The sequence below is a fragment of the Pseudocitrobacter vendiensis genome (assembly GCF_943590815.1).
Lineage (GTDB): Bacteria > Pseudomonadota > Gammaproteobacteria > Enterobacterales > Enterobacteriaceae > Pseudocitrobacter > Pseudocitrobacter vendiensis.
In genome coordinates this window covers 98,154-117,514 of the sequence record NZ_CALSBS010000006.1, presented here as the reverse complement: position 1 = coordinate 117,514, position 19,361 = coordinate 98,154, and the positions used below count along the sequence as shown (strand labels likewise).

General features: G+C 53.3%; 16 protein-coding genes and 1 pseudogene. 6 read left to right on the top strand and 11 right to left on the bottom strand.

Annotated elements, in window-relative coordinates; translation table 11 throughout:
* Nucleotides 1–90 precede the first annotated feature (90 nt).
* Nucleotides 91–1,071: a YdcK family protein gene (gene ydcK / locus NMC31_RS08925; protein ID WP_253897675.1), complete on the top strand. Its 981-nt coding sequence runs from the start codon at nucleotides 91–93 to the stop codon at nucleotides 1,069–1,071.
* On the opposite strand, the pseudogene rimL reads toward ydcK, so the two are convergent.
* The 4 genes and pseudogenes from rimL to hglS all read right to left on the bottom strand — a co-directional run bounded on the left by rimL (nucleotide 1,063) and on the right by hglS (nucleotide 6,687).
* Nucleotides 1,063–1,614 (bottom strand): annotated as a pseudogene (gene rimL / locus NMC31_RS08920) (50S ribosomal protein L7/L12-serine acetyltransferase). The gene ydcK and the pseudogene rimL sit on opposite strands and share 9 nt — an antisense overlap.
* A gap of 69 nt (nucleotides 1,615–1,683) precedes the next feature.
* On the bottom strand, nucleotides 1,684–3,339 hold the full coding sequence (locus tag NMC31_RS08915; RefSeq protein ID WP_253897674.1) for a glucan biosynthesis protein D: 1,656 nt from the start codon (nucleotides 3,337–3,339) through the stop codon (nucleotides 1,684–1,686).
* 455 nt (nucleotides 3,340–3,794) lie between these two features.
* Nucleotides 3,795–5,303: a carboxylesterase/lipase family protein gene (locus tag NMC31_RS08910; protein WP_253897673.1), complete on the bottom strand. Its 1,509-nt coding sequence runs from the start codon at nucleotides 5,301–5,303 to the stop codon at nucleotides 3,795–3,797.
* Nucleotides 5,304–5,343: 40 nt separating this feature from the next.
* Complete coding sequence (gene hglS / locus NMC31_RS08905) at nucleotides 5,344–6,687, bottom strand: 2-oxoadipate dioxygenase/decarboxylase HglS (RefSeq protein WP_253897672.1); 1,344 nt, start codon at nucleotides 6,685–6,687, stop codon at nucleotides 5,344–5,346.
* Nucleotides 6,688–6,905: 218 nt separating this feature from the next.
* On the opposite strand from hglS, the gene pcaH reads away from it, so the two are divergent.
* From pcaH to NMC31_RS08885, 4 genes are all read left to right on the top strand, one after another.
* Nucleotides 6,906–7,646 (top strand): protocatechuate 3,4-dioxygenase subunit beta, encoded by a 741-nt coding sequence (pcaH, locus tag NMC31_RS08900; protein WP_015964528.1) that lies wholly within the window; start codon nucleotides 6,906–6,908, stop codon nucleotides 7,644–7,646.
* Nucleotides 7,643–8,263, top strand: a complete 621-nt coding sequence (gene pcaG / locus NMC31_RS08895; RefSeq protein WP_253897671.1) for a protocatechuate 3,4-dioxygenase subunit alpha — start codon at nucleotides 7,643–7,645, stop codon at nucleotides 8,261–8,263. Before pcaH ends, pcaG begins: the two co-directional genes overlap by 4 nt.
* Nucleotides 8,264–8,442: 179 nt before the next feature.
* Complete coding sequence (locus NMC31_RS08890) at nucleotides 8,443–9,366, top strand: LysR substrate-binding domain-containing protein (protein WP_149465096.1); 924 nt, start codon at nucleotides 8,443–8,445, stop codon at nucleotides 9,364–9,366.
* 285 nt (nucleotides 9,367–9,651) lie between these two features.
* Nucleotides 9,652–12,030 (top strand): glucose/quinate/shikimate family membrane-bound PQQ-dependent dehydrogenase, encoded by a 2,379-nt coding sequence (locus tag NMC31_RS08885; protein WP_253897670.1) that lies wholly within the window; start codon nucleotides 9,652–9,654, stop codon nucleotides 12,028–12,030.
* A gap of 38 nt (nucleotides 12,031–12,068) precedes the next feature.
* On the opposite strand, the gene NMC31_RS08880 is transcribed toward NMC31_RS08885, so the two are convergent.
* The 6 genes from NMC31_RS08880 to cybB form a co-directional block, all read right to left on the bottom strand.
* Nucleotides 12,069–13,745 carry a methyl-accepting chemotaxis protein gene (locus NMC31_RS08880; protein ID WP_253897669.1) on the bottom strand — a complete coding sequence of 559 codons (1,677 nt, stop codon included), beginning with the start codon at nucleotides 13,743–13,745 and terminating at the stop codon, nucleotides 12,069–12,071.
* Between the two features lie 151 nt (nucleotides 13,746–13,896).
* Nucleotides 13,897–15,015, bottom strand: coding sequence for an S-(hydroxymethyl)glutathione dehydrogenase/class III alcohol dehydrogenase (locus NMC31_RS08875; protein ID WP_253897668.1), 1,119 nt, complete (start codon nucleotides 15,013–15,015; stop codon nucleotides 13,897–13,899).
* Nucleotides 15,016–15,039: 24 nt separating this feature from the next.
* Complete coding sequence (locus NMC31_RS08870) at nucleotides 15,040–15,315, bottom strand: metal/formaldehyde-sensitive transcriptional repressor (protein ID WP_015964534.1); 276 nt, start codon at nucleotides 15,313–15,315, stop codon at nucleotides 15,040–15,042.
* Between the two features lie 143 nt (nucleotides 15,316–15,458).
* Complete coding sequence (locus NMC31_RS08865) at nucleotides 15,459–15,614, bottom strand: Hok/Gef family protein (protein WP_149465066.1); 156 nt, start codon at nucleotides 15,612–15,614, stop codon at nucleotides 15,459–15,461.
* A gap of 282 nt (nucleotides 15,615–15,896) precedes the next feature.
* A complete protein-coding gene (leuE, locus tag NMC31_RS08860) occupies nucleotides 15,897–16,535 on the bottom strand; it encodes a leucine efflux protein LeuE (RefSeq protein ID WP_253897667.1) in 639 nt (212 codons plus the stop codon).
* A gap of 83 nt (nucleotides 16,536–16,618) precedes the next feature.
* A complete protein-coding gene (cybB, locus tag NMC31_RS08855) occupies nucleotides 16,619–17,155 on the bottom strand; it encodes a cytochrome b561 (RefSeq protein ID WP_253897666.1) in 537 nt (178 codons plus the stop codon).
* A 197-nt stretch (nucleotides 17,156–17,352) separates the two neighbouring features.
* Here cybB and gap point away from each other — a divergent pair, with 197 nt between their 5' ends.
* Entirely contained in the window at nucleotides 17,353–18,354 is a 1,002-nt protein-coding gene (gap, locus tag NMC31_RS08850; RefSeq protein ID WP_253897665.1) for a type I glyceraldehyde-3-phosphate dehydrogenase, read from the top strand.
* A gap of 46 nt (nucleotides 18,355–18,400) precedes the next feature.
* On the opposite strand, the gene NMC31_RS08845 is transcribed toward gap, so the two are convergent.
* Complete coding sequence (locus NMC31_RS08845; protein WP_253897664.1) at nucleotides 18,401–19,201, bottom strand: YdcF family protein; 801 nt, start codon at nucleotides 19,199–19,201, stop codon at nucleotides 18,401–18,403.
* Nucleotides 19,202–19,361 lie beyond the last annotated feature (160 nt).

Here is a 19,361-nt window from a genome sequence, read left to right as displayed (position 1 = left end):
TTTGAAGATGCATTTTAAAGTAATCTTTAAATGCCCGCTACCTGCAATATTTGCTACGTTTATCTTAGTGCGAAGCAATGAGAATAACCGATGAAAAAATACCGCCTTAGCGAACAGACCCGCACACACTCGTTTACGGAAAATGGCGATAAACGCAACGTTGTGGTGCGGCAAATCATTGCCCTGCGTGACTTTGCCGATGTCACCGCAGGCAGCGCGGGCGGTTGGATAGACGACGAAAGAGCGCTTAGTCAGCAAGGCGATTGTTGGATATACGATGAAAACAGTGTGGTATTTGCAGGCGCGTATATCGAAGGAAACGCCCGCCTGACGCAACCTTGCGAAGTCAGCCATCATGCGCAGATTCGCGGAGAGGCCTGGATCGATGGCAGTAAAATCACTCATTACGCTCGTATAAGTGACAATGTCACCGTACAGGCATCCATCGTTCGCGGATATTGTCACCTGTTTGGCAACGCGCGCATTTTACACCATAGCCAGGTGATTGCCGCCCGGGGACTGACGCCTGATAACGATCAAGTGCTTCAGATTTACGACCACGCGACGGTGAGCCGCTCGCGAATTGTTCACCAGGCACAAATTTATGGTGAAGCGATTGTGAATCATGCCTTTGTTGAACACCGGGCTGAGATCTTCGAACGCGCCCTGCTGGAAGGCAACGAAGAAAACGACGTCTGGGTCTGCGACTGCGCGAAAGTGTATGGCAACGCTCGGGTGGTAGCCGGGGCCGGAGAAGACGCCATCCCCACTCTACGCTACAGCTCGCAGGTAGCTGAAAACGCGGTCATTGAAGGTAATTGCCTGTTGAAACATCACGTGCGCGTCGGCGGTAACGCAGTACTCCAGGGCGGCCCGATTCTGCTTGACGATAACGTGTTGATTTACGGGCATGCGCGTATTCGCGGCGATGTGGTGATCGAGCATCATGTTGAGATTGAAGGTGATGCCGTCGTCGAAGCCTTTGGGGATGACGTGATTCATTTGCGCGGACGCGCGGTGATTCGCGGCGAGCAGCGGATTACGCGCACGCCGCTATTAGGATCACTTTGAGGCGTTGTCGATAATTCGTGCGTAAATATTTTGATCGTAATAATTACCGTTGAGAAATTCCGCCTGCTTCAGACAGCCTTCGAGGCTAAACCCGTTACGTAAGGCAACCTGATTGCTACGCGCGTTATCTACGCGGCATTTGATGACAAAGCGGCGTACCTCGCCGCGTTGCGCAAAGTAATCAATAAACGCCTGCAACGAGGCAGATAGAATACCTTTACCCTGCTCAGCCTCATCAAGCCAGTAACCGATGTAACCGGTCTAGTTGGTCGGTTCAATTTGATTAAACGACAGTACGCCCACCAGCGTTTCATGCTCGAAAATCATAAACATTTTCACGATGCCGCGCTGATGCAGCATCATATTGCCCAGCACATGCTGATGCGTATCCTGCTCGTGGGTGACCAGCAGCGGCCAGTTCATTGACGCAGAAAGCCAGTCTCTGTTTTTAATAACCAACTGATGCAGCGCCGGAACGTGGCTTTCATCGACGGCGTGGAGGCTCAATATATGGCTAACCGGGATAATCTCCTGCGAAGACATGGCGTTTCCTCAATAAAAAAGCCGGATGGTGCTTCGCTTATCCGGCCTACAGGTTACAGTTTTATTCGATTACTTCATCACGCGGTCGTCAACGTACTGACGTTTATCCGGCGCAGGCGGGAAATACTGATACAACCAGGTTTCACTGATAGCATCCCCCTGACAGCGCAGGAACATACGCATATCAACCGGGTCGGTTGAGTCGGAGGTCGGATACCAGTCAAAGAGAATACGGTAGCCGTCGAACGGTTCCACGTAGAGGATCTCAACCTGTTTGGCTTCCCCACTGGAGAGTGTAATGACCGGCTCGATACCTTTCGGCGCAGCCGCTTTCAGATCGCCGCCAACGAAATCGATAGCAAATCGACGTGACCATTTTTCCGGGTAATGCTCGCCCGGCGCCCAGCCTTCCGGGAAACTGCCCATACCGGTCCGGGTCGCCATCACGCGTGCCAGCGGTGAACGTACCGGCGGCATCGCGCTCCAGTAGAGGCGATAGCTGAAGTTAAGCGTATCGCCTGCTTTCACCGGTTTTTCCGGCTGCCAGAAGCAAACAATGTTATCGAGCGTTTCACCGGTAGTCGGGATTTCCATCAAACTGACGGCCCCTTTGCCCCACTGATTACGCGGTTCAACCCACAGGCTCGGGCGCTTATTGTACCAGCCCATGACGTCCTGATAGTGCGTGAAATCGCGATCCAGTTGCAACAAGCCAAAGCCTTTCGGATTTTTGTCCTGATACGCGTTGAATTGCAGTTTCTGCGGGTTATTCAGCGGACGGCAAATCCACTCGCCGTTACCCAGCCACATCGCCAGACGATCGGAGTCGTGAATTTGCGGGTGGATAGTGTCGCAGACGCGGCGTTCGTTATTGCCGCAGCTGAACATACTGGTCATCGGTGCAATACCCAGTTGTTTGATGTCTTTGCGCGCGTAAATATGATTTTCGACGTCCATAATCACCTGGCTTTCCGCACAGTTAATAATGAACTTATACGCACCGGTCACGCTTGGGCTATCGAGCAGTGCATACACCGTAAAGACGGTTGCCCCTGGTTTCACGGTTTCAAACCAGAACGAAGTGAAATCCGGGAACTCTTCCAGACTGTCGGTGTAGGTATCCACCGCAAGTCCTCGGGCGGACAAACCGTACTGATAGGTGCTGTCTACCGCGCGGAAGTAGCTCGCGCCAAGGAAAGATACGATATCGCGACGCGCCAGTTCCGGCGCTTTAAAGGCGCGGAATCCGGCGAAGCCGAGATCGGTCTGCCCTTCCAGCTGTTTGGTATCAACGCTCGTGTCGGTGTATTTAAACAGTTCCGGACGGAAATGCACTTCGCGCGCTTGCTGCGTCGCGGCATCGACGGAGAACATCCGCACGCGACGGCGGAACCCCATCCCCACGTGGAAGAACTGGATGTCTAACTGGCGATCGTCAACGTTGTTCCACAGAGAATGTGCGGCGTCATACTGAATGCTGTTGTAGGCCTGCGGCGTCATGTTCGCCAGCGTTTCCGGCAACGGACGCGGCGCGCCACCCCATGGCTGACGGGAGAGATCGTGTGCCATAGACTGCAGCACCGAAAAGTCGAAACGACGGGTTTGTCCGTCCGCAATATCCGACTCCTGCGCTAACGCAGCCTGAGAAAAAAGGGAAGCTACACCGGATGTCCCGCACACGGCGGCAACAGCCATTGATGATTTAAGAAAGTGTCTGCGGTTCATGCCTGAGAAAGCGTCCTTTTTAAGAGAAGAATGCGGTAAACGGTTACGTCGTTAAGTCCGACCACTCTAGACAAAATCGATTAATAATCCAATTGTTGGCGCGATAAATTGTTCTGACTGGCGCAAAAAAATTCTGTCGAGGGGAAGAGACTGAATAAGGTGTAAATTTGTGTATAAAAAACGTTATTTACCACGAAAGGTGTTGCACACGTTGCACGGGTGAAGTTAAGGCTCCGACTAAAATCGCCGCAAAAATTCGGAATTCATCAATCCAGTATAAAAGGGATTAAGGCGTAGAATACGCGAGGGTGCTTGAGGCTATCTGTCTCAGGCATTTGCAGGACGGCAGATAGAGAAAAGCCCCGAGTGATTTTTCAATCAACCCGAGGCCCCCTATATGCAGACACATGTAGAGTGCCTCTTACAGACCGTAAGGTCAATTCAACGCTCAGTTCTCAATCCAACGTCACATGATGCTTCATCACCCGTTTAAACAACGCCAGCCGCGCACGCATAAAACGGTTCTCCACTTTAAAACCTGCGTGCTTATTCAGGCCAATTCTCAGTAGGCGGTCGCGTCCCTGTATCGATGCAGGCCAGCGCATTGGGCCATTGAGCACCGTGCAGGTGGCACTGGCATGATGCGCGAAATTCACCCAATAATCGGCCACCTGTGTCGCAAAGGCACGGTCTCGCTCATTGACGTAAAATCGGGCAGGTTCTGCCAGCGTCAGGGTATCAAAAACGTAAGGGACTTCGTTGCCATGCCACGCGCCGTTGGCGTAAGTCGCGTGTTCCGCTTCGGCCACATAATCAAACCAGTAGCGCCAGCAGGGTTGATTCACCCGCTGTTGGGCCTGCATCACCACATAGCCCAGTGTGGTAAAGGCCATATCCCGGCACACCTGCCGCCCGAGTTCTTCATCGCCCTTCACACCCGGATAGAGCAGTTTAATGAGCCCCAGCCCCAGACGCCGGGTTCGCCTGAGTTTTTCTATCTCACCGGCAAGATCAACACCAAACACCGCCATCACGCTGGCTTCGTCGCTGTTCGAACCAATCAACACCGGCATCGCATGCTGTTTCCCGGCAAAAAAGACGTCCAGCATGGGCTGTGGTAGCACCGCGTCTCCGGCGATGGGCGTTGGGCCAATATTGAGCGGTGCTTCGAGCGGCCAGAACTTTTCCGGCGGGATCGCACGTAGCTGGTCCGCGCTGGCATTCTCCAGGCCAAAGTGCGCCGCCAGCTGTACGCCCTTCTCCAGCGCCTTTTCGCGTGGGGTATCGGGAAGCGTATAGCCACTCTGGATCACCGCTTTGTGAAACAGCCCCGTCGCTTTCGGCGATGTCATGAGTGACAGCACGCTGCGCGCGCCCGCAGACTCGCCAAATAACGTGACATTATTACTGTCACCACCAAATGCCGCGATGTTCTCCTGAACCCAGCGTAGCGCGGCGATTTGATCCATCAGGGCAAAGTTATTGAGCGGCTCGTCGTCTTCTCCTTCAAGGGCAGGATGAGCAAAAAAGCCCAAATGCCCGAGCCGATAGTTAACCGTCACCACCACCACATTACGTTGCGCAAGCGCTTTGCCGTCGTACGGCGGCAGTCCGCCCGCACCAATGGTGTACCCGCCACCGTGCAGCCACACCATCACGGGTAAAGGCGCTGAACGCGCGGCTGGCGACCAGACATTCAGATACAGACAATCCTCTGAGAAGCGCCCCGGATCGCCACCACCCAGTTCGCGGCAGTAGTCGATATTCTGCCAGCAGGACGCAGAAAACGTATCAGCCTCACGCACACCAGCCCACGGTTGAACGGGCTGTGGCGCGCGCCAGCGCAAAGCGCCAACGGGCGATTGTGCAAAGGGAATGCCTCGCCAGAGGTGGATATTCTCATCAACGAGGCCAAGGAGTGTGCCCTGGCGGGTTTCCGCCAACGGCGTTGAGGGGTTGTGCATCGATTTCGTCCTTTATCAATCTCCCTCAAGATTACCTGTTTCAGAGCAGACCGCAACGCCGTTTGCTGCGCGCTTCTGCCTGCTCGTAGAGCGTAAACTCATCCAGCACCGGACAGCCCAGCGCCTGTTCAAAGGCGTCGCGACTGGCGTTTCCGTGATGACGCGACGAATTGCCGTTTCCAAGGTTGGACTGAAAAATCCCCGCCGCGCTGACGGGCAGAAAGTCTTCATAAATAATCGGCTGCGCTATCACCCAACCGCGCTCAATTAACGGTTGTGGATCGTCGCCGGGATGAAATGCCTGACGGTGCGCTTCCCCTGCGGGCGTCAGACGATAACGAAACCAGGCAAGCCCCTGCTGACGGAGCAAAAATTCGCTATCCGGAAACGCCTTGAACACATCCTGCAGATGCAGTTGATGGGTCAGATTATCGCTACCGATGCCCGCCTCATTCAGCAGTTTGTCATACAGCGCCCGCCCTTTTTGCGTTAACGCGATGCCCCGCTGCTCGATTTCACCAAACCGCGCGGTATGCGTTCCCTGCCCATCACCGGCAAATTTCACCGGCTCTTCCAGCGCTTTAAAACTGGTCTGGCGCAATAACAACGGAACATCACGGCGCGGTGGGCCTTCAATCACCGCTTTTGGTTCAATTCCGTATTCCGCCATCAGCGCCTGTACGCGGTCGATATCCAGCGTGCGCGGCGTGAGATGGTTGATGTGACATCCGGGGAAACAGACAACATCGGCAATTAACCGATGCTGCTGATGCAACGCCTGATAGGTCTCGCGATCGACCGTCGCCGACTGATGCCAGCGAAAGGTTTCCAGCGCTTGCTGGACAAACTCCTGTGCCTGCGACGCCGTGAACTCGTCCCGCTCTTCATGTAGTGCAATCAGCTCACGACAACGCGGGGTAAAAATATCGCGCTGCTGTAAAATCTCAGTAGCACGCTGCCTGAGCGCGGGATCGTCAATTAATTCCAGGCGTAAAAGCGAGGTAAACACGCGAAATGGATTGCGCGACAATGCCGCATCATCTACCGGGCGAAATGCCGTGGAGTGCACCGGCACGCCCGCCTGAGAGAGATCATAATAGCTAACCGGGTACATCCCCATAATCGCGAACATGCGCCGCAGCATCGATAGCTCCTCAGCCGTGCCGACGCGAATCGCCCCATGACGCTCAACGTTTAGCCGAGCCAGTTCATCCGCATTTACCAGTTGTTCATGCAGGCGCGTGTTATTTTCCAGCACCGCCAGATTCACGTCTGCAACCAGCTCCAGCAACGTGCCGTACTGCGGCACTTCCTGCTGATACATTGCCGACATCGCCTGCGAAAAATCTTCCCGAATCTCATCTGCCGTGATGCTTTGCGCCATGATGTCATGCCTCCAGTGAATATATTCTGGAGTGTAGAAAAGCTAATGACACTGCGTGGCAAGAATTTGGAAAGTGTGATCGGCATGACGCTGTAAGCGAAACGGAGAGGTATAACCACAGGTTATTAAACAAACACCTTAAATTCACTTTAAATTAACATTGAATTTACACACACTCATTGTGGCGACAAAAACAACACCCTACACGGAGCCACCCTATGAGCACAAAATGGTCACCGCAAGAAGTTATCCATCGCGACTATAACAGTCATCCGCCCGCGTTTGCGCCGGGCTACAAAACCAGCGTGCTGCGCTCGCCGCGCAATGCACTTATCTCCCTGCAAAACTCACTGTCGGAAATCACCGGCCCGGTTTTTTCCAGCGACGATCTGGGTCCTCAGGATAACGATTTAATCCTGAATTATGCCAAAGATGGCCTGCCGATTGGCGAACGCATCATCGTTCACGGTTATGTACGCGACGGATTTGGCCGCCCGATGAAAAACACCCTGGTTGAAGTCTGGCAGGCCAATGCCGGCGGTCGTTATCGCCATAAAAAAGATCAGTACCTGGCACCGATCGACCCCAATTTTGGCGGCTGCGGCCGCGTACTGACGGATGAAAACGGCTATTACTTCTTCCGTACCATTAAGCCGGGCCCGTATCCGTGGCGTAATCAGGCGAGCGACTGGCGTCCTTCGCATATACATTTTTCGCTGTCAGGCGATGCCTTTGCTCAACGTCTGGTGACGCAGATGTATTTCGAAGGCGATCCGCTAATCAAACAGTGTCCTATTGTTAAAACCATCAATAACGATGATGCCATCCGCACGTTGATTGCCGAGCTGGATACGCATGCGGCGATTCCGCTGGATTGTCTGGCGTATCGTTTTGATCTGGTGTTACGCGGGCAACGTGCAACACTGTTTGAAAACCGCACTCAGGGGGCTGCGCGATGAAAAATTATTTACAGGAAACGGCCTCACAGACGGCAGGCCCATACGTCCACATCGGCCTCGCGCCGGATGCCGCCGGGTTCCATATTTTCGAAAAAAACTTTGGTCCGGTACTGGTTAATAGCCATACTCAGGGCGAGCGCATTACCATTGAAGGGCGTGTACTGGATGGTTCAGGCACGCCAGTGCGCGATGTCCTGCTGGAGATCTGGCAGGCGAACGCCAACGGCCGCTATAACCACCCGGCGGACAGACAGGAAGGCAAAGCGCTGGATGCCGATTTCCGTGGCTGGGGTCGCGCCTGCTCAGATTTTGATAGCGGCATCTGGCGCTTCGAAACCATCAAACCCGGCCCGGTAGTGGGGCGTGATGGGCGTATGATGGCACCGCACGTTAATCTGTGGATAGCCGCACGCGGCATTAATATTGGCCTGAATACGCGGATGTACTTTGCCGACGAACAGGCCGCAAATCAGACCGATCCCGTACTGAATCTGATTGAGTGGGAAGTTCGCCGCCAGACGCTCATCGCCCAAAAAGAGACGCGCGGTAACGAGACCGTGTACCGTTTTGATGTCTATCTACAGGGTGATAAGGAAACCGTCTTTTTCGATCTTTAACCACCCGATGCCCGGCGTCGCTGCGTTTGCCGGGCTTTCTTTTTCCCCTGACCCCCTTTGCTTTGCCAGAAAATTCTTGTAACTCAATTAGATCAGATGTTAAAAATAATTTGCAATCAAGTTATCAATTTTAAACAGTATTACTTGTCACTCTTATCGATCTGTTCTTAACATCGCGTATGGAAAAAAATGCTCTCTTTAGTCAGCGCATTCGTCTGCGCCACCTGCACACTTTCGTTGCCGTCGCCCAACAAGGAACTCTGGGGCGCGCGGCTGAAACCCTTAATCTCAGCCAGCCAGCGTTGTCCAAAACGCTTAATGAACTGGAGCAACTGACCGGCACCCGCTTATTTGAACGTGGGCGTCTTGGCGCACAGCTGACGCTTGTTGGTGAGCAGTTTCTTACCCACGCGGTGAAAGTTCTGGATGCGTTAAATACCGCAGGTCAGGCATTAACCCGCAAAGAAGGCAGCCATCACGATGTCGTCCGAATCGGCGCGTTGCCTACTGCTGCGCTGGGGATCTTACCGATGGTGCTGGGTCAGTTTCATCAGCAACAGCATGATGTCACGTTGCAGGTAGCAACAATGAATAACACCATGCTGCTGGCGGCGCTGAAATCCGGGGATATTGATTTTGGTATCGGTCGGATGTCCGATCCGGAGCTGATGACCGGCCTAACCTATGAGCTACTGTTTCTGGAATCGCTCAAGCTGGTAGTACGCCCGGACCACCCTCTTCTGCATGAAAATATCACCTTGAGCCGCGTATTGGAGTGGCCTGTTGTTGTCTCTCCGAAAGGGACCGTTCCCCGTCAAAATGCGGAAACGCTACTGCAAAGCCAGGGTTGTAAAATGCCTGCGGGATGTATTGAAACGCTGTCAGCCTCGCTTTCTCGCCAGTTAACCGTAGATTATAACTACGTTTGGTTTGTGCCATCTGGCGCGGTCAGGGACGATCTGCGACGCGGTGCGTTGACCTCGCTTCCCATCGCGACCCAAGGTCAGGGCGAGCCCATTGGTGTGTTGACGCGTGTAGACAGTCCCCTCTCCAGCTGCGCACAGACGCTGCTGGCAGCCATTCGCAAATCAATGCCAGGTTGACCTTCCGCATTCCGGCCCTCTCCGCCATGGAGAGGGCGGCTACCGCTTCACCTCAGATGCCGTCACCATAGATCAATTAATGCGAAATCATTTATTAACAATTGCGTAATGCCATTTAACAGATCTATTATAGCCATAAATTAACCATATGGTTCATTCGTAATTCATATGAGTATCGGATGAACATGAATAACAAGCAGATCTCTTTCATTTAAAACAACACCCCTTCTATGTGTGATTCATTTGGTTCACTCATCTGGGTTTGGCTGTCATCAGGAGAACAGTATGGCAACGGGTATTTCACTCAAAGGACTCCCCCGGGTCCTGAAATGGCTTCTCGCCGGGCTGATGTTTATCATCGGTCTGGCCGTGGGCGCGCTGGGCATTAAACTCGCCACCGTGGGAGGAACCTGGTTCTTCGCACTGATGGGACTGGTGATGATTGTCGCTGCGGCGCTGATTGCACGTAATCGTCGTAGCGGGATAGTGCTGTATGCGCTGGCGTTTATTATTGCGCTGATTTGGTCCGTCAGCGATGCAGGCTGGGATTTCTGGCCCCTCTTTTCACGTCTGTTCACCTTTGGGGTACTGGCCTGCCTTTGTGCTATTGTCTGGCCATTCTTGTCCGTGTCGCCACAGGCCAAGAAAGGTCCGGCCTTTGGTCTCGCGGCTATCATCGCGGTAGGATTACTGGCCAGCTTAGGGGGAATGTTCAAAACCCATACTCTGGTAAGCGCAAATGAAGATGTACCGGTGAAGCAGGTGACCGCCGGCGAGCAGCAGAAAAACTGGCTCCACTGGGGGAACACGACTCACGGCGATCGCTTTGCCGCGTTAGACCAAATCAACAAACAGAACGTCGATAAGCTGCAGGTGGCGTGGGTAGCACACACCGGAGATATTCCGCTCAGTAACGGTTCCGGTGCAGAAGATCAGAATACCCCATTACAGGTGGGCGATACGCTGTTCGTCTGTACGCCGTACAGTAAAGTGCTGGCGCTGGATGTCGACAGCGGTAAAGAGAAGTGGCGCTATGATTCGAAAGCCACCGCACCAAACTGGCAGCGTTGCCGCGGGTTAGGCTATTACGAAGAGAAGCAGAACGTCGCCGCTGCGGAAAATAACAGCGCGCCAGCGGCCTGCCCGCGTCGTTTGTTCCTGCCAACCACCGACGCGCGCCTTATCGCGATCAATGCCGATACCGGTAAACCGTGCGCCGATTTTGGTGATAACGGCGTGGTTGATCTGAGCGTTGGGATGGGCGAAATCAAACCCGGTTATTATCAGCAAACCTCAACGCCGTTGGTAGCCGGTAATGTGGTGGTGTTGGGTGGCCGCGTGGCCGATAACTTCTCCACCGATGAGCCGCCGGGCGTGGTGCGTGCTTATGACGTACACACCGGTAAACTGGCGTGGGCATGGGATCCGGGTAATCCGAACATTACCGGGCTGCCGCCGGAAGGCCAGACCTACACGCGCGGGACGCCAAACGTGTGGTCCGCGATGTCCTATGACGCCAAACTGAATCTGGTCTACTTACCGACCGGGAATGCGACGCCAGATTTCTGGGCAGGCGAACGTACAGCGCTGGATGACAAATACAGCTCGTCGATTGTGGCCGTTGACGCCACCACAGGTAAAGTGCGCTGGCACTATCAAACCACCCACCACGATCTGTGGGATTTCGACCTGCCTTCCCAGCCGTTGCTGACCGATTTGCCTGACGGCAAAGGCGGCACCACGCCGGTGCTGGTACAAACCAGCAAGCAGGGCATGATCTTCATGCTGAACCGCGAAACCGGCGAGCCGGTGGCGAAAGTCGAAGAGCGCCCGGTTCCAGTTGGTGATGTTAAAGGCGAACGCTATTCCCCTACTCAGCCGTATTCCGTCGGTATGCCGATGATTGGCAACGAAACGCTGAAAGAGTCGGACATGTGGGGCGCAACACCAATCGATTTGCTGCTGTGCCGTATTCAGTTTAAAGAGATGCGCCATCAGGGCATTTTCACCCCACCTGGCGAAGATCGTTCGCTGCAATATCCCGGTTCGTTGGGCGGCATGAACTGGGGCAGTGTCTCCATTGACCCGAACAACAGCCTGATGTTCGTTAACGATATGCGCCTGGGTCTGGCGAACTACATGGTACCGCGCGAGAAAGTGGCGAAAGATGCCAGCGGTATCGAGATGGGGATTGTCCCGATGGAAGGCACACCGTATGGCGCAATGCGCGAGCGCTTCCTGTCGCCGCTGGGTATTCCGTGTCAGAAACCGCCATTCGGTACGATGTCAGCGGTCGATTTGAAATCAGGCAAAATCGTCTGGCAGGTACCGGTGGGTACGGTGGAAGACACCGGGCCGTTGGGTATCCGCATGCATATGCCGATTCCTATCGGGATGCCGACGCTGGGCGCGTCGATGACGACACAATCTGGTCTGCTGTTCTTCGCCGGTACGCAGGATTTCTATCTGCGCGCGTTTGATACGGCAACCGGGAAAGAAATCTGGAAAGACCGACTGCCGGTGGGTAGCCAGTCTGGCCCGATGACCTATGTGTCGCCGAAAACCGGCAAGCAATACATTATCATCAACGCCGGCGGCGCACGTCAGTCACCGGATCGTGGTGATTACATCATTGCGTACGCCCTGCCGGACACACAAAAGTAACTCTCCGTGTCGGGTGATTTCTCACCCGACCTTTTAACCTAAAACGATTCCCAGCTATCGCTGCCTGCCACGGCTAACGTCGGTGCGGTAGCCGGGACGTTTTCTTTCTTCACACCGCTGCGTGAAGGAATATGAAAAGTCCCTACCGCTTCAGTTAATCGTGCTGCCTGTGCCTCCAGCGAGGCCGCCGCTGCCGATGCTTCCTCCACCAGCGAGGCATTCTGCTGAGTGACGTTATCCATCTCGGTAATCGCCTGGCTGACCTGCAAAATCCCGCGACTCTGTTCATCAGACGCCGCCGCGATTTCCAGCATAATGTCCGTCACGCGTTTCACCGCATCAACAATTTCCGTCATCGTAGCCCCGGCGTTCACCACTTCATCCGAACCGCGCTCAATCAGGGTGACAGATTCAGAAATCAGTCCTTCAATCTCTTTCGCCGCCTGCGCGCTGCGGCTGGCGAGCGTGCGCACTTCACTGGCGACCACCGCAAACCCACGCCCCTGTTCGCCAGCACGCGCCGCTTCCACCGCCGCGTTGAGTGCCAGAATGTTGGTCTGGAAGGCAATACTATTAATCACCGCGGTAATTTCGGAGATCTTCTTCGAACTGGTAGAAATATTGCCCATTGTTGTGACCACACCTGTGACCAGTTGCCCGCCACGCATCGCTTTCCCGGAGGCATCCTCCGCCAGTTTACTGGCGTGATGAGCGTTATCGGCGTTTTGTTTCACGGTTGCGGTAAGCTCTTCCATGCTGGCGGCGGTCTGTTCAATAGCAGCCGCCTGTTGTTCGGTCCGTGCAGAGAGATCCGTATTGCCCACGGAAATTTCGCTGGTACCACGATAGATTTCCTCCGCCCCCTGTCGTACCGAACCCACCGTTTTCACCAGCGCATGCTGCATTTTTTGCAGGTTAAAGCTGAGTTGGCCGATTTCGCTGCGCCCGGTAGATTCATCAGGCTGGGTAAGATCGCCGCTGGCGATTTGCGCGATACGCTGCCCGGCATGTTGTAAGGGTTTAATCACAATACGGCGCAACACCACGAAGGTCATTATTGTCAGCACCAGCGCCAGCGCAAAGGCTGCCGCCATGAACATCAGCCCCAGACGGGTACGCTCCAGCGACAGATCAGTAAGGAGATTGGCTCTGTCGGTACGAATCTGAATCACTTTCAGCAGTACCGCGTTATAGCGATCGTCCAGCGGTTTCGCCTGTTCATTTTCATGATTAATGATCGCTTCAAACATGCCATTTTTAGCGTATTTCAGCATTGGCTTCAGACCATCAATATAGGCGGTATAGCGAGCATTAAGCTCTTTATCCAGGGCACTGTCTGCAGACGTTTTCACCCGACGCTCACGATATTGGGTAAACGCCGCCTGCGATTGCTGCATGCGCGATTCTGCCGTCACAATATTGCGTTTCATCTCTTCCATTTCAGCAATCCGGCTCGCCGCGCCGGCGTGAATGAGCTCAATACGGGTCGTGCGCAGATGGTTAGAGCTGTTTGATAAGCCCATCCGCACCTGCAATTCTTCGGTGACATCTTTTTGATCCTGCTCCGCCTGCAACAGGAAATAACCCGCAAGCCCGGAGCTTAAGGCAAACAGCAGAATAATGCCGCCAAGGATAGCGGAGAAAAGCGGAACTAAACGAATATGGTGCAGGAAACTGGGTTTTTGCGGCGGGTATTGGGTTGTAGTGTTGTCCATGCCAATCGACTCTCTTCAGGTAAGCGGCGTACAAACACGCCCGTAAGATTGTCATCGGCAAGCCAGAGAATTTGATTATGGCTAAAAGCGCAAGGTGGGTCACAATTTGGCGTAAAAAACGTCCTCTCCCCGCGGGAGAGGACACCTGAGATTACGCGTCGCCGAAATGAATAACCGTACGAATGGATTTTCCTTCGTGCATCAGATCAAACGCTTCGTTGATTTGCTCCAGCGGCAAACGGTGCGTAATGAACGGATCGAGCTGAATTTTGCCCGCCATGGCGTCTTCTACCATTCCCGGCAACTGGGAACGGCCTTTTACGCCACCAAAAGCAGAACCACGCCATACGCGGCCAGTTACCAACTGGAACGGACGGGTTTTAATTTCCTGACCAGCACCCGCAACGCCGATGATGACGCTTTCGCCCCAACCTTTATGGCAGCATTCCAGCGCGGCTCGCATGACGTCGACGTTTCCGATACATTCGAAGCTAAAATCAACGCCACCGTCGGTCATTTCGACAATGACATCCTGAACCGGTTTATCGTAATCCTTCGGGTTAATGAAATCGGTCGCGCCCATCTCTTTCGCCAGCTTGAATTTCTCCGGATTGGTATCAACAGCCAGAATGCGTCCCGCTTTCGCCTGTACCGCCCCCTGAATCGCCGCCAGGCCGATGCCGCCCAGACCGAAGATCGCAACAGTATCGCCCTCTTTTACTTTTGCGGTGTTATGCACCGCGCCAATACCGGTAGTGACGCCGCAACCCAGCAGACAAACTTTGTCGAGCGGTGCCTGCGGGTTCACTTTCGCCAGTGAGATCTCGGCACACACGGTGTATTCGCTGAACGTACTGGTGCCCATGTAATGGTAAATCGGTTCACCGTTATAGGAAAAACGAGTGGTGCCATCCGGCATCAGACCCTTCCCCTGGGTAGCGCGAACGGCCTGACAAAGGTTAGTTTTACCAGACTTACAGAACTTACACTCCCCGCATTCGGCAGTATAAAGCGGAATAACATGGTCGCCCGGTTTCAGGCTGGTGACGCCTTCGCCCACTTCAACAACGATGCCGCCGCCTTCATGACCCAGCACCGCCGGAAACACGCCCTCCGGATCATCGCCGGATAAGGTAAATGCATCGGTATGGCAAACCCCGGTGTGGGTAATTTTTACCAATACTTCGCCCTTTTTCGGCGCTGCGACATCGATTTCAACAATTTTCAGCGGTTGACCTGGGCCAAACGCGACAGCTGCACGTGATTTCATAGCGGTCTCTTCCTTTATGATGTTTTATTTTAGATAAGATCGTAGCAGATGACCGACTTCAGCCATACGCACGGCGCGCTGATCGGGCGTCGTTTCGCCGCTTACCAGTTCGTCTTTAAGGTGCATTTCAACCAGTTCGCCCATCAGGCCATTGGCGGCCCCGCGAATTGACGCGATCTGTTGCAGAATAGTCAGGCACGGCTCGCCGGATTCCAGCGCACGTTCAAGAGCATCAACCTGCCCTTTAATGCGGCGTACCCGGGTCAGCGCCCGTTTTTTATCGTCAGGGGAATGCGGCATACGCCCTCCATTAGTATAGGGGGGTATACTATCATCGATATGATACAGATGTAAAACAATCACCAAATGAATATGTTGATAGGGTGCATTGAGGACGCCAGCCAACCATTGAGATTGGCGGGGATCGCTCCCCGCCTTGTCTCTTACTGTTTAGATTCGCACGCTGTAGAAACAGTAACCTCCGTCTGGTTTGTCCGGAAGTGGACCTCGCAGAGATCCCGCCGCATCGCCAACACCGCGAAAATCACGGTGATACAGATGATAACCAGGGCAATTAAGCCTGAACGTTGCCATTTCATAGCCTGCTTCTCCTTGACCCGTAGGTCTGTAAGAGGCTAATCTAATGCTGTTGGGCATAGATTTGGGCCTCGGTAAGTGTTAAGCGTCCTGCAAGACGCTCAATGTTTCCGGGGCTTTTCTCTATCTGCCTTTTGGTGTTTGCCTGAGACAGATAGCCTCAAGCACCCGCCGCGATTTTACACCTTCGCAGTAAAACTCAGCAGTCTGGAAATGGACACGTAAGAAAGGAAGGATTGCTTTGGAGGGGTTGCCGGATACAGAAATATCCGGCAAAAAGGAACTCAGGACTGCAGCGTCGCCAGTCGCGCCGCGAAACCGACAAACACCAGCCCAATCAGGCTATTGCCAATTTTCGCCAGCTTCTTACGGGTTTTCACATACCGCGTCACCAGCGAGCCTGATACGATCAGGAAGCTTAAATAGGTAAAACTCACCAGTTCAAGCGTCAGCGCCAGGATAAAGAATGCCAGCCCCGGCGTAGCCGATTTCACGTCGATAAACTGCACGAAGAACGAGACATAAAACAAAATCGCTTTGGGATTCGTTAAGCTCAGCGTCAGCGCGCGTTTGAAAATAGCATGACCCGGCTCGGGGTGCGCTTCTGGTTCTCCGGCTGTACGCTTCAGCGTACTGTAGAGCATTTTCCCGCCCAGATAGAGCAGATAAATCGCCCCCAGATAGCGCACCAGATTAAACAGCACAGGAGTGGTTTTAATGAGCGTCGCCACGCCCGCATACGAGAGGAACATCAGCACCGCATCGCCGATAAAGACCGCCAGCGCTGCCATGTAGCCGCCACGAATACCGTGTGCCACGCCTGTTTTCAGGACAAAGAAGGTATTTGGCCCCGGCACCAGAATGATAAAAATCGCCCCAACCACATACGTCCAGTAATTTAGTACGCCAAAATCTGCGAACACCCTGCTCTTCCTTACACAATATTAACCATCGTGGCGGTATGGTAACGCACGCCACATGGCCAATAAAGGACTATTCAGTTTACTTATGATTGACCCCGTTTACGCGGCATCATGCGCAGCAGCGTATTGTCTTTCCAGACATAATGATGTGCCAGCGCGGCCAGTGCACGAAGACCAATCAGCCAGTAACCAATATTCGCCAGCAGAATGTGGTAATCCTTCATCGTATCGACAATATCGAAATTCGATTCCGCCGCATGCGGCATGGTTATCCCAAAAGCAAACCACGGATTTCCCCGGTTATACATCATCACCAGACCAATAATTGGCAATGCAATAAACAGCAGATAAATCGCCAGATGCCCCAGATGCGCCATACCCGTCATCATTGGCTTAGGTTTCGGCATAATCGGTGGCGCCGGGCGTTTCAGGCGAATCAGCAAACGCGCCACCATCAGCACCAGAATGGAGATGCCACAGGACACGTGCACCATGTTGATAATCGGACGCGCGCTACGCGGAAAAAAGCCACGGAATTCCATCGAACAATAAGCAACAATAACCAGTAAGAAGACCAGCCAGTGAATGCCTATTTGCAGGCCTGAGTATTTATCGCGCATAGCGCCCCCTGATAAGTAATTAACAAAAAAGCAAAATAGCCGTTTTTACTTAAAAATTCATTAACTTTTCAGCAGTTACTTTCGTCCTGCTCATCTCATTGATGTGTTATTAACAAAATTGGGTTGCCCATCCGCTAATGCTGAACTAAGCCTGGATAAGTAAAAAAATCGTATCACGCGAACTGACGGAGAACATCATGAGTAAAATTGGCATTAACGGATTTGGACGGATTGGTCGACTGGTCCTGCGTCGTCTGCTGGAAACCTCGAGCAGCAATGAAGTGGTCGCAATTAACGATCTTACGTCGCCAAAAGTACTGGCATATTTGCTGAAGTACGATTCCAACTACGGGCCGTTCCCGTGGAGCGTTGATTTCAGTGACAACGCGCTGATCGTTAACGGTAAAACGATTAAAGTTTTTGCGGAAAAAGAGGCGAAGAACATCCCCTGGAAATCGGAAGGTGCAGAAATCGTCGTTGAATGTACGGGTTTCTATACTTCGGCTGAAAAATCGCAGGCGCATATCGATGCAGGTGCAAAAAAAGTCCTGATATCTGCTCCGGCAGGTGACATTAAAACGCTGGTTTACAACGTGAATGATGACACGCTCAACGCCAGCGACACGATTATTTCTGTCGCCTCCTGCACCACCAACTGCCTGGCGCCAATGGCAAAAGCATTGAATGACGCATTCGGGATCAAGGTGGGCACCATGACCACTATCCATGCCTATACCGGGACTCAGGCGCTGGTTGACGGGCCACGCGGCAAAGATCTGCGCGCTTCTCGTGCCGCAGCGGAGAATATTATCCCGCATACGACGGGGGCAGCAAAAGCGATCGGGCTGGTTATCCCCGCCCTTGTCGGTAAACTGAAAGGCCATGCCCAGCGGGTGCCGACCAAAACCGGTTCTGTGACCGAACTGGTGTCGATTTTGGGTAAAAAAGTCACCGTCGATGACGTGAATGCCGCGCTAAAAAAAGCGACAGAAAATAATGAGTCGTTTGGCTACACCAACGATGACATCGTATCGACCGATATTATCGGCACGCACTTTGGTTCCGTTTTCGACGCCACGCAAACCGAGGTGACCGAGGCAGGCGATCTGCAACTGGTCAAAACGGTAGCCTGGTATGATAACGAATACGGGTTTGTAACCCAGTTGATTCGTGTACTGGAAAAATACGCCAAACTGTAAAAATAACGCCCGGAAACGATCCTTTCCGGGCTTCATTCACGGCTTCTTAGCGCAACGCGCGCATGGCCGACATCTCCCGTAGGGTGGCATCTTGCGTTAACTGATTCCAGGCCTGCTCAACCGCCAGTGGAATATCCACGTGAGCAATAAAGTTTTTACCGCGCGGCCCATAACCCTGTTCATCATCACGTATCCGTGGCAATTCACCGATAATTAATGAGAGATATCGCGCCACCGGCCACAATCCGGTGTCATCACCTTTAAATGCCACGCCGTTTTCACTGTTAAAGAGTTCCGGCTGGCATCCGGGGTAACTCCGCCAGTGCGGCCTGTTTTCTACGTCCTGCCAGACATGTTCAAACGTTGCCATTGTGCGACGCTGCATGGTTGGGTCCTGCATGACGATACCGTTTTTAACAGCAATCCCCTGCGCGTCCAGCATCTGACGGGTAAAACGCGCATTTTCGCCGCAGTTCGTCGATGCATCTTCAACCAGTATATTCTCGCGCGGGATTTTCCAGAATTGATGCGCAATCTCCGCAAGGATTGCCGCTTCAGACAACCCGGTGGTACGCAAGGTGTTATAACTCGGATGCTGGGCTATGGCGGCATAAAGATAGGTCGTTGAATGGCCGATACCGCCGCTGATCAACAGCGTTTTTCCCTTATCCATCGCCAGCTGACAGGCTGCGTCGATGACAGGAATAACGGCGTTCCCCGCCAGCACCACCACTTCAAAATCGTCTGATTGAGGTTGGGAGGCAAAATCGTTTTGCGCAAGCCAGCTCCCCACTAAATTGGCCGCCTTGAGTGTGCTATCGGGTAATTGTGGCAATGTCGTTAGCATAATCCTCCCTCTCTGTGAGTTGGTCAGCACAGGATAACGTGTTTGAGCTTCCATGACAGTAGATCACTCCGAAAGCGTTAATTTTACCTGGCTTGCATTTTTGTAACATTATTGAAATAACCAGAAACATCTAAAAATAATGCGGTTGCACCTGAATAAA